Source organism: Vallitalea pronyensis (assembly GCF_018141445.1).
Lineage (GTDB): Bacteria > Bacillota > Clostridia > Lachnospirales > Vallitaleaceae > Vallitalea > Vallitalea pronyensis.
Genome location: NZ_CP058649.1, coordinates 710,282 through 722,850, shown reverse-complemented (window position 1 = coordinate 722,850; position 12,569 = coordinate 710,282). Strand labels below are relative to the sequence as shown.

General features: G+C 32.9%; 15 protein-coding genes. 1 reads left to right on the top strand and 14 read right to left on the bottom strand.

Features of this window, described 5'->3' with window-relative positions:
• Positions 1–64 precede the first annotated feature (64 nt).
• From HZI73_RS02985 to HZI73_RS02960, 6 genes are all read right to left on the bottom strand, one after another.
• Positions 65–1,735, bottom strand: coding sequence for a S41 family peptidase (locus HZI73_RS02985; RefSeq protein WP_212696778.1), 1,671 nt, complete (start codon positions 1,733–1,735; stop codon positions 65–67).
• A gap of 124 nt (positions 1,736–1,859) precedes the next feature.
• A complete protein-coding gene (locus tag HZI73_RS02980; RefSeq protein ID WP_212696777.1) occupies positions 1,860–2,663 on the bottom strand; it encodes a class I SAM-dependent methyltransferase in 804 nt (267 codons plus the stop codon).
• A gap of 126 nt (positions 2,664–2,789) precedes the next feature.
• On the bottom strand, positions 2,790–3,236 hold the full coding sequence (locus HZI73_RS02975) for a DUF3795 domain-containing protein (RefSeq protein ID WP_212696776.1): 447 nt from the start codon (positions 3,234–3,236) through the stop codon (positions 2,790–2,792).
• 68 nt (positions 3,237–3,304) lie between these two features.
• Positions 3,305–3,730, bottom strand: a complete 426-nt coding sequence (locus HZI73_RS02970) for an RNA polymerase sigma factor (protein WP_281418855.1) — start codon at positions 3,728–3,730, stop codon at positions 3,305–3,307.
• 11 nt (positions 3,731–3,741) lie between these two features.
• Positions 3,742–4,068 carry an RNA polymerase sigma factor gene (locus HZI73_RS02965; RefSeq protein WP_212696774.1) on the bottom strand — a complete coding sequence of 109 codons (327 nt, stop codon included), beginning with the start codon at positions 4,066–4,068 and terminating at the stop codon, positions 3,742–3,744.
• 144 nt (positions 4,069–4,212) lie between these two features.
• Complete coding sequence (locus HZI73_RS02960) at positions 4,213–5,043, bottom strand: GNAT family N-acetyltransferase (RefSeq protein ID WP_212696773.1); 831 nt, start codon at positions 5,041–5,043, stop codon at positions 4,213–4,215.
• 147 nt (positions 5,044–5,190) lie between these two features.
• On the opposite strand from HZI73_RS02960, the gene HZI73_RS02955 reads away from it, so the two are divergent.
• Positions 5,191–6,033 (top strand): helix-turn-helix transcriptional regulator, encoded by an 843-nt coding sequence (locus HZI73_RS02955; RefSeq protein WP_212696772.1) that lies wholly within the window; start codon positions 5,191–5,193, stop codon positions 6,031–6,033.
• A gap of 311 nt (positions 6,034–6,344) precedes the next feature.
• On the opposite strand, the gene HZI73_RS02950 is transcribed toward HZI73_RS02955, so the two are convergent.
• The 8 genes from HZI73_RS02950 to rlmH form a co-directional block, all read right to left on the bottom strand.
• Positions 6,345–7,724 carry a sensor histidine kinase gene (locus HZI73_RS02950; RefSeq protein ID WP_212696771.1) on the bottom strand — a complete coding sequence of 460 codons (1,380 nt, stop codon included), beginning with the start codon at positions 7,722–7,724 and terminating at the stop codon, positions 6,345–6,347.
• A complete protein-coding gene (locus HZI73_RS02945; RefSeq protein WP_212696770.1) occupies positions 7,717–8,394 on the bottom strand; it encodes a response regulator transcription factor in 678 nt (225 codons plus the stop codon). Before HZI73_RS02945 ends, HZI73_RS02950 begins: the two co-directional genes overlap by 8 nt.
• Before the next feature lie 107 nt (positions 8,395–8,501).
• Positions 8,502–8,639: a cytochrome b5-like heme/steroid binding domain-containing protein gene (locus HZI73_RS02940; RefSeq protein ID WP_212696769.1), complete on the bottom strand. Its 138-nt coding sequence runs from the start codon at positions 8,637–8,639 to the stop codon at positions 8,502–8,504.
• A gap of 38 nt (positions 8,640–8,677) precedes the next feature.
• Positions 8,678–8,836 carry a hypothetical protein gene (locus tag HZI73_RS02935; RefSeq protein WP_212696768.1) on the bottom strand — a complete coding sequence of 53 codons (159 nt, stop codon included), beginning with the start codon at positions 8,834–8,836 and terminating at the stop codon, positions 8,678–8,680.
• A gap of 267 nt (positions 8,837–9,103) precedes the next feature.
• Complete coding sequence (gene yaaA, locus HZI73_RS02930) at positions 9,104–9,856, bottom strand: peroxide stress protein YaaA (RefSeq protein ID WP_212696767.1); 753 nt, start codon at positions 9,854–9,856, stop codon at positions 9,104–9,106.
• 147 nt (positions 9,857–10,003) lie between these two features.
• Positions 10,004–10,867: a GNAT family N-acetyltransferase gene (locus tag HZI73_RS02925; RefSeq protein WP_212696766.1), complete on the bottom strand. Its 864-nt coding sequence runs from the start codon at positions 10,865–10,867 to the stop codon at positions 10,004–10,006.
• Positions 10,868–11,031: 164 nt separating this feature from the next.
• Positions 11,032–11,844 carry a phosphotransferase gene (locus HZI73_RS02920; RefSeq protein WP_212696765.1) on the bottom strand — a complete coding sequence of 271 codons (813 nt, stop codon included), beginning with the start codon at positions 11,842–11,844 and terminating at the stop codon, positions 11,032–11,034.
• A 103-nt stretch (positions 11,845–11,947) separates the two neighbouring features.
• Complete coding sequence (rlmH, locus tag HZI73_RS02915) at positions 11,948–12,427, bottom strand: 23S rRNA (pseudouridine(1915)-N(3))-methyltransferase RlmH (RefSeq protein WP_212696764.1); 480 nt, start codon at positions 12,425–12,427, stop codon at positions 11,948–11,950.
• Positions 12,428–12,569: the final 142 nt, after the last annotated feature.

The window sequence follows — 12,569 nt, the reverse complement described above, 5'->3', positions numbered from 1 at the left end:
CTACTTAGATTTCTTTCTTAAAGTATATGAATTCGCCATCCTTCTTAGCTTTTGATAAGATTCCTTAATCAAACGCATTAACGTCTAATATTCTTACCATAGCTGAATCGATGTTGTTAAAATAATCATCTGCGTTAGGTTCCACAAGAATATCTGGCATAATGGAATCTGTGTCTTCCCTTGAAGGTGTAAAATATTTTGTTGAGTAAGGAAGTTTAGTATTGGTGTTACTTAACTCCATGATTTGAACTTGTCCATAGTGATTCGGTTTACCCCCTGTTGGTTCTCCAATAAAGGTGGCATTTGTCTCATTCTTAAAAGTTACAGCATTTAATATGGCAGAGGAATAGGTATCTCTTCCAATGATTACAAATAATTGATTAGATTGGTCTAAACTTTTTCTTTTTTTAAGTTCAGCAAAGAATGGGTCCAATATATAGGATGACCCTCCAACATTATGTCTTAAATCAACCACTAATTTATGAATAGAATGGCTATCAATAAAGTTAAAAAGTTCCTCATTAAAGACTGAAAATGATATTTCCTCCATGTTTTCACATCGATTGTATTGAAAGTATACTAGTTTCTCTTCTTCTAAAAATTCATACCAATAATTTTCATTCGTATTTTTTAGATATAACATTTTTTCAGATTTATCCGCTGTTCTATGCTGTATCTTCGATCGAGTGGGTTTAACTTCAACATTTTTTTCATGACCATTTTTATACATAAATATAAAATTCGCACTTTGGGACTGGGTGATATTTAATCCATTTAGAACTTCTGTAAGAACGATATAATTTGCAAATTTCATTTTAAACCAAGATTCATTTTCATGAGAAATGACCGGTCGAAATAACTTTATTAAATCTGCAACGCTTTTCTCATTAATCCCCTTTAGTTTTAGACCAATATATGCTTGATATTCAGGCGAGGAGTTTACTAAATAAACACCATCGCTAAAATAATAAAATCTAAAAGGATATAAGCCTTCACTATTAAACACAAATGATGTATGTGAATCACCTATGGCAGCTATCCATCGACTGATTTCAACGATTAATTCATGATCTGTTCGTGAAGATATATTGTCTTTAATTCGATTCCCATGAGCTAAAAACTTTTCTTCTGCTTGTTTAAAGAATAAATTTTTATGATATTGAGGCAGCTTTTCCAATACAAATTCAATATCAGCCAACCACTGGGCATCTCTATTACCATTCACTTTTGGACTACGGTTTAATGCGTCCACAGTGGCAAAGTCATTAAATGTAAAGGTGTTTTTTATGTGGTCCATCAAGGATTTATAATCATCATCGTCATCGACAAGATATTCAAATTTAATTTCAAAATACATATCTTTTTCCTGTACATAATAAAACGTATAGGAAACATTATCATCCTCTTCCCCTTCAAATTTATAGCCCTTATTTCCACCAACAATACATGCTTCAGCTTTCATATTTTCTTTAATTGTATCAATACTCTCTTGAAAATAACTGCCATGAGAACGAGCTGCCCTCACGGTCATGGTGAATGGGTTATCAGCTTTTGAAAAGACTACCGTATCGTCTACTTCAGATGTTAGCCAATAGGATGGGTATTGAATGGTGTAATAAGCATTAGCGTAAGTTTCATACGTCATGCTTTCTTCATTGTTATGATCACAGCATACACATAAAAAGCTTATGATAACGATTATTGACAGTACACTTATCTTTTTTATGCTAGTCATTTTATATTCCCCTTATTGTTTCCATGTATAATTTGCATCTTAACAGTTGATATTGCCATACTGAATAACTTTGTTCACAATGGATTTATTTTGAGTTTATTATAATGAGTATGCATTAAATCCATCATGCAACTTTTTGAGCAAGAATAGCATACCAGTTTATTTGCCAAAAATCTTTTTCGAAATCTTTTGGTACGCTATTGTTTTGTTTTTTGGCACTCATCCATAAATAATCAACGTCAAAGCAAGCTTTTATTTCAAAATGATGATCGTTTAAAATCTTTTTATAATCCTTATATCTTAAAGGATAGTAAGGTGGCGCTTGAGTAAAGGATATACTCTCATGTTGACCATTTTTATCTGTTGATGTGGCAAAAATAAAATCGACGGATTGATCGTCATGCCAATTCCATATCTGATAGAGACTTGTATGCTGCTTTTCAGACATAACCAATGGGTCTCGTGCATTAAAAATGGGTCTTTCTTTTAAAAGTTTATCCCAATTTCTAAGATCAATAAAAAATAGTCCATTTTTATTGATCTTACAGGATATACTTTTTACAAAATTTCTAATATCGTCATTGTTAATATGAGGCAGGGAATTACCTGTTGACATGATGCAATCATAGGTGAATGGTAACACCCTATGTAACGTTCTAAAATCAGAAACATAAAGTTCAATATCATAGCCAGCTGCTTTGAAATTTTCTTTTGCCTTATTCAATAAGGATTCACTTAAATCAGAACCCGATAGGTTATAACCAAGCTTAGCCAAAGGTAACGTCGTTCCTCCTGCTCCAATGGAACAATCATGAATGGTCTTTATCGGATAATCCTTAAATACCTGTTTATAAAAATTCATCAACTTGTGTTGCTGTTGTTGTGACATGTTTTGATTAAATAGAGCTGATGTTTCATATAAATCCATACCCTCATCCTCCTGCTCAATTTTAGTTATATTATTTAATCCTTATTGTATTGATCCTCTGTAAATCTCATGATCCATACAGATATGATCTAATCTTGATTCTACACTCATTTTTAGTATTCATTTCTAATCTTTTTTCTCTGTAGTCTTTTTGCCACCATCCCCAATAGTCAATTTCTTAGTAAAATATACTTTTCTAATGTCTGCTGCTTGTTCCTTCCATGCTTCAAGACCTATTCTCTTTATTAAACATAAGTTATATAGTTTTATGTTGTGAGGAAATTTATCTGCTCTATCCGCAAGGGGCATTAGATAATCGCATGGGAAAATATCACATTCATAGCAATAATCCACCCCTTTTTCATTGGCACAAGCAAGTGTTTTACAGGTCTTTCCTTCTAAGTGCAAGAATAAGCATTGATTTCCATCTACACATCCTTTACAGACAATTTTTTCTGCCGGTATATTTGTCAAGGCAGATATCCTTTTTTGAAATGTCTTTGTTACATTGTCCTCGTACATTTCACAGTTAAAACAATCAATACCACATGGTCCAACTATTTTTTCTTTCATTTTAAGTGTCCTCCTTAAGATTATTAATTGGTTTCACACTCTTTTAGACACCCAATTGCATGAAAGGGTTACAAAATCTTTGCAACTTTTTTTAGATGTTCCATGAAAGTATCTTTATTTATTTTAGCCTCAACTGTGTATAGATAATCTATTTTTTTTAGTAGAGATAAATTTCTAAAATGCTCTTTTTTAAGGGCGTCTGCTTTAGGTTGTTCATAACCTTTTGGTAGTTGAAGCTGATGATCCCTCATAAATTTTATCCATAAATGACATTTGCAAGGCTTTTGAGGATCAATTAAGTTACATCGCATTTCAAATAACTCTTGCAGCTTTTTCCTTCCTCTATGCAGCGTTATCTTAACATTTCCCTCGGATATACCTAGTACTTCACCAATGTCATTATTCGTTAGTTGTAAACATGATTTCAGTAAAAAGCAAGCTCTTTGTTTTTGTGGCATGCATTTCAAAAAAGCCTGCAAACACTTTTCTCTCATCTCATCAATAATTAAGTTTTCAGTATACTTTTCGGAGTAATCGATACGACCAAAAAATTAACGACAGGTAATTTATCAATATACTCAAAATACCGATAGCCCTCATTTAAAACAATACGATAAACCCATGTATAGAGTTTAGACTTCCCTCTAAATTGATGTATATTTTTATACGCTTTTAAAAAAGCATTTTGCAGTACTTCCTCTGCATCTTCGTGGTTTCCAACCATTCTAAAGGCACAAGCATAGAGTTTCTTGTAATCTTCATTGAATAACCGTATTAATTCATCAATATTGTTATTGTTGACTTCTTCAACATTATTAGTAGTGTTTATCATAAGAATCACCTCACTAATCCAAGGATCATTACTATTTATTTATAGATATTTCATAATATATGATGGTGGAGGGGTATTAGAAAGTTTATTTTTGGGTTTTTGCCCCATGTATAAGACTACATTTTATGAAATAACAACTACCTACTAAATTTTCTTAACCATGGTGTAATCATCATAACCCTTTGGACAATTACTAACAATCATCTTCACTTTATAGCCTCTCTTTTCGTAAAAACCTTTCGCTTGAAATGTACATGTGCCTAAATAGGCATGTTTATAGCCTTTTTCTTTTGCTTCATCTTCAATGAGATTCATAAGTTTTGTGGCAATATCATTCCCCCTATAAGCTTCATCTACCCATAGTCTAGATACATACAAATAATCCTGAATCAGATAACCATATACACCACCAACAACTATTTCTTGGTCACATGCCACGAACTCCATTTCTATTTTTGCATCATCTATCTTATGTTTTTTATTGTATGCCTTCACTTGTTCTTCTATTATTTTTGTGTAAACTTCATGTTTTTCATTTGCTATTTCAAGCTTGTAATGATGATTGATTGGTACATCCGTCATCTTTTTATTGATGAGTGTATGCGACTCATATCCAATGGGCTTGTCTTCAAGGATACCAAGCACTTCAAAGCCTGCCACCTTAAAATCTTTAATACGCTCGTTCATATAAAATTCAACTATAATGCCTTCTGATTTTTCTCTAAAAATTCTATACAGTTCATTCATCATGGTTATCAAGATTTCTTGATTTGCATAGCATAGTTCTTCTATATACACCCAATTCCATCCAAGTTCTGTATGGCAACCTCCTACCAATCTATCACTATCAAACACATAAATGTTAATAGTCTCAGATAGTTCATCACTTACAAAAGTTTCATTGTAAGCAACCAACCCTTTACGTATATTTTGTTTATATTCTAATTGATTATCCCTTTTATAGTTAATGTGCATGATACTTTCTCCCCTTACCTTGGTGAATTTTATGAATAGTATTTACTTTTGTATTTCTTAAACTTAAATATTCTAACATTATAGCACATATTGTCCTACATTTAAGTAGATTTTACTATATAATGTTGTTAAAGAGGTGAATTAATAATGAAAAAAATGTACGTACAAAGCATTATTGATTTTATTGAAGTAAATATTGAATGTCCAATTAGTGTGGATTCTATAGCTAAGCATATAGGATATTCAAAGTATTACTTACATAAACTCTTTTACATCTATACTGGCATGTATATTATGGACTACGCTAGAAAGAGAAAGCTTGAGTATTCATTACAAGATCTTAAGACTAAATTACCCATAATTAATATTGCTCTAAAGTATGGTTTTCATTCCAGCCGCACCTATTCTCGAGCATTCCGTAATACTTATGGGACTTCACCTGGAAAGTTCAGAAATAATACCTGTACCTTAACTAAAAAATTAGAATTAAATAAGTTAGGAGGAATTAAAATGTTGCCTTATTTATCAGAAACAAAAATAGTGTCAATAAATAAATTATATGCATTAACCCATTCTATCATTAGCTCTGAGCCTGAACATAATGTTATTGATTTTATGACAGAATATAAACTAGCTAATCAAATACATGTCTTAACTGAAGTTGGGTTTGATATACCCGTTTCAGAAGAAGAGAGTCAGCAAGGCTTAAGAGGTTATGAGTATTGGTTAATTGTATCCGAAGAAGAATTTAACAAACATACGGAAAGTACTATAAAAAAACGTACTATCCCTCAATCAAAATACGCCATGTTAAGCATTGATAATCCTTTTGTTGACCCATTCGAAAGAATCCCAAATGGATGGAAAAAATTATCCTCGGTTATAGAAAAGAATTATGAGTTTAACAACGCACTTGATATATATGGATTTGAAGAAAAGATTGTTACGCTTCACAATACTACAATGAATATTTATGTTCCTATCAAGTAAATACCAAAACAACTCTACAACCAAAATCTTAGGTTCATCATATAGCCAATAATATGCACGCCCAAATGCTGATAAAATCACTGTCATGCTTGCATTATTGCTTTCCATAAAAAAGCATCATATCCTTATTTTATTGATTTACCATTTTAAAAATCAAAAAAATATAATATGATGCTTTCATATGTTATAATATTTATTATGTTTAATGTCACTATTATGTATTATTAATTTCCTCTATTGGCTGTTATCATTTATGGTACGGTTGCCCGTACATAACACTAGCCCGTTCTATTCCATTATACGAACATATTCTATTTCAAAGGAAGTCGTACCCCAAATGTTGTTCCAATACCGAGTTCACTTTCAACATCAATCTCACCATTATGACTTTCTACAATGACTTTCGCAATGGATAAACCAAGTCCATATCCCTCGATTTTTTTATTTCTAGAAGTATCTTGTCGATGAAATCGTTCAAATACTTTACTTATATCGTCTTCATCTATGCCAATACCAGTATCTTTAACTGTCACTTCAACATAATGCTTTCTTCTCACCATTATCTCATTTACAGTGACATAGACTTTACCATCTGGTTTATTATATTTTATAGCATTATCACAAAGTGTTGATATAACAGAATCAATGAGTTTCTCATCGCCAATAATGCTTCTATGACTGCTGTAATCTTCTTCAAAAGTAATGCCCTTTTCCTGACCAATTAATCGGTATTTCTTCACATTCTTTTGAACTAACTTATTCATATAGATGTGGTCCTTTCTGAACACAACAGAACCTGAATCATTTCTAGCCAAGAACAGTAATTTACCTACCAACTTTTTCATATTCCTGGCTTCATCAATCACATCATCAATAATCTCATTGGCACCTTCATCACTGGGTGCAAAGTAGTTTTTTATGGCTTCCATTGACAACATTATGACACTAATAGGTGTTCTAAGTTCATGAGACGCATCACCCACAAAGCGCTGTTTTGTTTTGTATGCTTGCTTGATAGGTCGCATTGACAAACCAGCTAGTCCATAACCGATTCCAAGAGAAATAACACTGCCAATTATGATAACAGCATACATAATTGCTCTAAGGTTATCCAGTGTATCAAATGCAATGGACACATTCTCAATTACTGTATAGGTTCCTACAACCTGGCCGTTAATGATAATTGGGTATTTAGCTGCTATATAGTGATAAGCATTCTGCTTTGTCATATCAATAGCTATTGGCTCGTCGCCAACTTTGATATCCTCACTGATTTCATTCATTGAATCCAGCAGCAAATCATTGGAGCTCTTATAGCGCACCAATACATCATCTTCATCATAGATAAAATAGTAACTAAAGCTGTTGAGGATTTCAGGTATGAACAGCTCCAAATCATCATCCAGTCTAATCTCATAGGCTTCTGTCAGATCATCAACATTAAGATTGCCTGAACGTTCATCTTCCTCCTCATCTTCATCTTCCTCATTGTGATACTCTTTTGATTCTTCAGTTTCCAGAACCCATTCAGAGGATTGAATCTTTGAAGTTATTCGCTCAACATCCTTTGCCATCTCACTGCTGTTATAATTAACCAATACAAGATAAAGCATGACATTAGATATAATTAAAATTCCAATCAGTACCAGTGTATAGACAATCGTTAATTGCCACTGAGCTTTTTTAAACATTTTCTACCTCCAACTTGTAACCAACACCTCTAACATTCTTTATGAGCTTCTCATCTGAAGTCTCAATTTTCTTACGCAGTCTTCTGACAAGTGTTTCTAGATTATTATCCGTGACTTCACCATCCATGCCCCAGATTCTGTCCAAGAGTACTTTCTTTGGCAGGGTTTGATTTTTATTATCAACGAGAATTGCAAATAACTGATACTCCCTTTTTGTTAACCTTATTATTTCACCATTTCTTCTTAATGTTTTGGAATTGCGTTCTATCACCAGCTGACCTAGGTTTATGCTATCCTTTTTCAGTGTTCTCGCCTTGCGCCTTGCCAATGCATTAAGTCTAGCCAATAGTTCACGATACTCAAAAGGTTTAACCACATAGTCATCGGCACCTGTTTCAAGACCAGTAACCTTGTCATCTAAATCATCTTTTGCAGTCAGCATTAGAATCGGAGTTGCAATCCCATCAAGTCGCAATTTCTCACAGGTTTTAATACCATCAAGAATGGGCATCATCCAGTCTAACACAATCACATCATAGTCATTTTGCTCACAATACAAAAGTACTTCTTCACCATTAACAGCATGGTCCACTTCATACCCATCTTTTTTAAGTAATCCTGTTAGCAATTTACCAATCTTTGGATCATCTTCAGCAAGTAAAATCAACATACATTATTACTCCTATCCATTAGTTTAATCATCATTGTGTTCATAGTTGTCGTCATTGTGGCCTTCATCAAAGCTTACACTAACCATTATACTTGAAGCCTGATTATTTACAACAATAGATGTATCAATATTTCACTCTTCACACCTACCACAGCTAGACCGTTCAACATGGAAACACCATGAGCACTCTTAAATACATCTGTCACTTCTTGTCCTGCACTATATCCTTTGTGTGTTCCCATCACTCCAAGTACTTAGGCCTGTCACATAATAGATTATACCATCAACTGCAATGTAAGCCGGCTGACCATTTTAATATTTGTTCCTGTGCCCAATGTCCTTCTGTATCGCTGTAAGCTAGTTCTTTTGCCATTGCTGGCACTAAACTTGATAATAGCAACACTAGGACAAGTGTTAAACTGACCAGCCTTCTTTTTCTCATTTTCCTTATTCCTTCCTTGTTATATTTATTTTCATAAATCATTTAAAGTTATTATACAAAACTAAACTGACAATATACTGACAAAAATGCACCTCCAAAAGTCAGTTTCAACTTTTGGGGTGCACTATACACGGCGGATTTGTAAAACCAAAGAATTATGGTCTTGTGCTAAGCTTCGGAACGCAATTCACTATTTTACTGTTACTTATGGTACGGTTCACCGTACATATTACAACGGCATTTTTTTGTCTGTGTTTTTATAAATGATTACAATACCATCTCCTTTAAAAAAATGTATGTGTTTTCATCTGATAGACGATCTACAAAAGCATAATTTAGTCTCCTAAAGCTTTTGATATCCTCTACATCCGCAATCTGCTTTTCAGCCATAAATCTTACCATTTCACCTCTTGCCATCTTTGCTAGTGTTCCTTTTTCAACTACCTTATTTCCAATCATTTCACCGAAAACACAAGTAATAAATCTCACTTTCTTGTTCAAATACTTTGAAATACATTTACTGTACTCTTTAGATGCTAAATTTATAATGCAGTTACTTTCTGAAAAAAGTTGGTCTGCTAGTCTTCTGTTCCAAAATTCATAAAGTGAGTTTAAATCGTTATCTCCTAATTTCGCCTGCATTTCTAGCCTATAAGGAACTACACCATCAAAAGGGCGTAGCATACCATAAAACCCAGATAAAATACGTAGATGTGTCTCAATATATTCAAATGCTTTGGCTTCAAACACGCCTGGACCCATGTACTGATACTGAATCCCTTCAAATGAAAGGATGGCCGGGGTCAAATTACTGTACAAGTCCATATTATGAATTCGCTCATAATTTAGAGAAGCTATTTTATCGCTACAATTCCATATTGATTTTAGCTTTTCATAACTTAATTCCTTTAAATATGACTTTAGAACTTCTGTATCCTTTATAAATTGAGGGAGATGATCATAAGCTAAGGAATCGTTATCTATTCTCATCTTCTTTGCGGGTGAAATAATGATTCTCATAATTACCTCCTTACTACATATCCTCTCTATATATTCTTACCCCACACTTCACATGGGTTGAATATGGAAACAAATTTAAAAAAACGCACTTATTTATGGTACGGTTCACCGTACCATACTAAACTGCGGTTATTTCCTGATTGAAAGCTAAACTTCAACCAAGCATTCTTGACTAAATATCACTTCACCAGCTCTTAATGCTGTTTTAGTGGATGTAACATTGTCACTGTCAATATTACATGTTAGGTACTTTGCATCAATCAAGCTTACAAAACTTCCTAGTAACTTTGATCCATATCCTTTGCCTCTAAAAGCTGATGAGGTGAGGATTTCATCAATATACACTGTTGATTCTCCTAAAAACGTCTCCTTTTCACCAGCAATCAGTCCAGCTATTTCTCCATCTACCTCCAACTGATATAACAAACCTTGTTTAAGACATTCATCCATCATTTCCTTCGGATTAACAGTTACCCTATCAACAAAATCAGGTCTTAAATCATGAAAAACTTTATATTGATTATAATACCAGTCATAATAATCAGTTGGAATCTTCAAAGGCAAATCATATTTGACCATATCATCAATCTTCGCAATAAAACGTTGCTGAATAATTGTAGCATCATAATCATTACAATCAGGACGAACCCAGAAACGATATGATTTAGGACTAAAGATTTCAAAGTATGACCTAAGTTGATCTATAATCTTATACACATTTTGTATTTTAAATCCTGCCCACATATAGACAAACGGTTCTTCCGGGTTTCCCCCCATATGTCTAATACCAGCAAGCACTGTGCCTTCGCTTGTCTCTATGAATCGGTTTAAATAATCCTCTTTCTTGCCAACCCCAATATATTTAAATCGTTTTTCGAGTACCCCATTATCATTAAACGAAAGAATATCCTGCAATTCTTCTTTAATTTGTTCGATAACAGCTTTCTCTGAAAAATCATCTAGTTGATAAATATAGTTTTTGGCTGCTTTGATCAATGTTTGACGCATCATCATTATTCTCCTTAATTTTATTCCATTCTATATCACACATAATATCGTAATATCTGTAAACCGCCATCACTTATGATACGGTTCACCGTAACTATGCTATCGGCGATTTTATAAATAGAAGAAATATAATATTCTTTTATTCATGCACTGAGAGTCCAGTTTACTTACTTTTTATAGTAGGTAAACTGATCAATTAAACCATAATAAATTATTTTTTCTTTATTTACTTTGTCTTCATCTATTCCATAATGTTTTAAAAAAAGGTTAGAATAGGCCTTTCCAAAATTCCTATTAATGCTTTTTACCATAGGAGAGATATCTCTGTAAATATCACCAGTACCAGCCTGAGACCAGTCAACAAAACCATAATTAGACTCATTGTCTATTAATATATTTGGAAGACAATAGTCACCATGTGTAAATACATCCGATTTGAATAAACCTTTTTTCTCTAAAAGATACTCCAACACCGTCTGCGGTGTTTTATCGTGGTTTGCTTCTTTAAAAGCTTCAATATCTATCATATCGTTTTCCACATTTTTCATAATGCTTTCCAATTCCTTTGCTAAACAGTTAGTATATTCTGGTGGAATAGACTGAGCATCAATCTTATGTACTTTTTGTAGAGCCTTAGCACTTATTTCTACTATTTTTTCTTTACTAAACTTTTTTGTTATTTCATGAGAACTTACACCAGAAACGTTTGAAAGCAACATATATGATTTATTTGTATTCTTTTGAAAGAATAATACTTTTGGTATATTTAATCTACTAAAAGACAACCAGTTTAGTATCCTACATTCATTCTCCATTTCATCCTGTGTCATTTCTGTATTACTTATTTTTAAGTATAACTTTTTATTTCTATCTGATAATTTAATTATTTTATCTCCAATTCTTCCTTTGATAACTTCAACAATCTCCAATGAATTAATTATTTTTTGTAATTCCAGAGGAAAACTTTGAAATACATTCACCTTTAACACCTCTCTCATGTATCTAGAGTTTAATACAAAATTTATTAATACTATCTTGCATTATATATCAGTGTTATGTTTCAGAAAATAATGAAAATCGCGATCACTTATGGTACGGTTCACCCATATTAATCCTAAAACTCCTATATACCTGTTCCAGTAGAATAACCCGCATTAACTGATGGGGAAAAGTCATTTTAGAAAAACTTACGTTATAATTGGAACGAGCCATCACCTCATCTGATAAACCAATTGAGCCGCCTATGATAAATACAATGTTGCTATTTCGTTCAACTCCTAAATGATTAAGATGTTGCGCTAGCTGCTCTGAAGATAGCATATTACCTTTAATGGCTAAGGTGATGACATAAGCATTATCTTTTATATGTTTCAGTATACGCTCCCCTTCTTTGTTTTTAACTATCATTTCCTGGGAAATCGACATCTGTTCTGGTGTTTTTTCATCCATGACTTCAATGATGGTTAATTTACAGTAGCGACTTAGGCGTTTGCTGTATTCATCAATGGCCATCTTAAGGTATTTTTCTTTGAGCTTACCTACTGTAATGACAGTTATTTTCATTGACTTCTTCCTCTCTTATTATCTATGTATGTCAATACTATTCTAATACTCATGCCAACAGGGTATTTATTTGTCATACCTGTATAAACGAAATGCATCATTTTTATTCCCTTATATAAGCTTACAACATCTAATTAGCTTA

Coding starts and splice junctions, on each gene's coding strand:
- HZI73_RS02935 (WP_212696768.1), bottom strand. CDS start 8,836: ATGAGAAAAAGAAGGCTGGTCAGTTTAACACTTGTCCTAGTGTTGCTA.
- yaaA (WP_212696767.1), bottom strand. CDS start 9,856: ATGAGAATCATTATTTCACCCGCAAAGAAGATGAGAATAGATAACGAT.
- HZI73_RS02965 (WP_212696774.1), bottom strand. CDS start 4,068: ATGATAAACACTACTAATAATGTTGAAGAAGTCAACAATAACAATATT.
- HZI73_RS02950 (WP_212696771.1), bottom strand. CDS start 7,724: ATGTTTAAAAAAGCTCAGTGGCAATTAACGATTGTCTATACACTGGTA.
- rlmH (WP_212696764.1), bottom strand. CDS start 12,427: ATGAAAATAACTGTCATTACAGTAGGTAAGCTCAAAGAAAAATACCTT.
- HZI73_RS02970 (WP_281418855.1), bottom strand. CDS start 3,730: ATGAGAGAAAAGTGTTTGCAGGCTTTTTTGAAATGCATGCCACAAAAA.
- HZI73_RS02980 (WP_212696777.1), bottom strand. CDS start 2,663: ATGGATTTATATGAAACATCAGCTCTATTTAATCAAAACATGTCACAA.
- HZI73_RS02975 (WP_212696776.1), bottom strand. CDS start 3,236: ATGAAAGAAAAAATAGTTGGACCATGTGGTATTGATTGTTTTAACTGT.
- HZI73_RS02960 (WP_212696773.1), bottom strand. CDS start 5,043: ATGCACATTAACTATAAAAGGGATAATCAATTAGAATATAAACAAAAT.
- HZI73_RS02985 (WP_212696778.1), bottom strand. CDS start 1,735: ATGACTAGCATAAAAAAGATAAGTGTACTGTCAATAATCGTTATCATA.
- HZI73_RS02945 (WP_212696770.1), bottom strand. CDS start 8,394: ATGTTGATTTTACTTGCTGAAGATGATCCAAAGATTGGTAAATTGCTA.
- HZI73_RS02925 (WP_212696766.1), bottom strand. CDS start 10,867: ATGATGCGTCAAACATTGATCAAAGCAGCCAAAAACTATATTTATCAA.
- HZI73_RS02955 (WP_212696772.1), top strand. CDS start 5,191: ATGAAAAAAATGTACGTACAAAGCATTATTGATTTTATTGAAGTAAAT.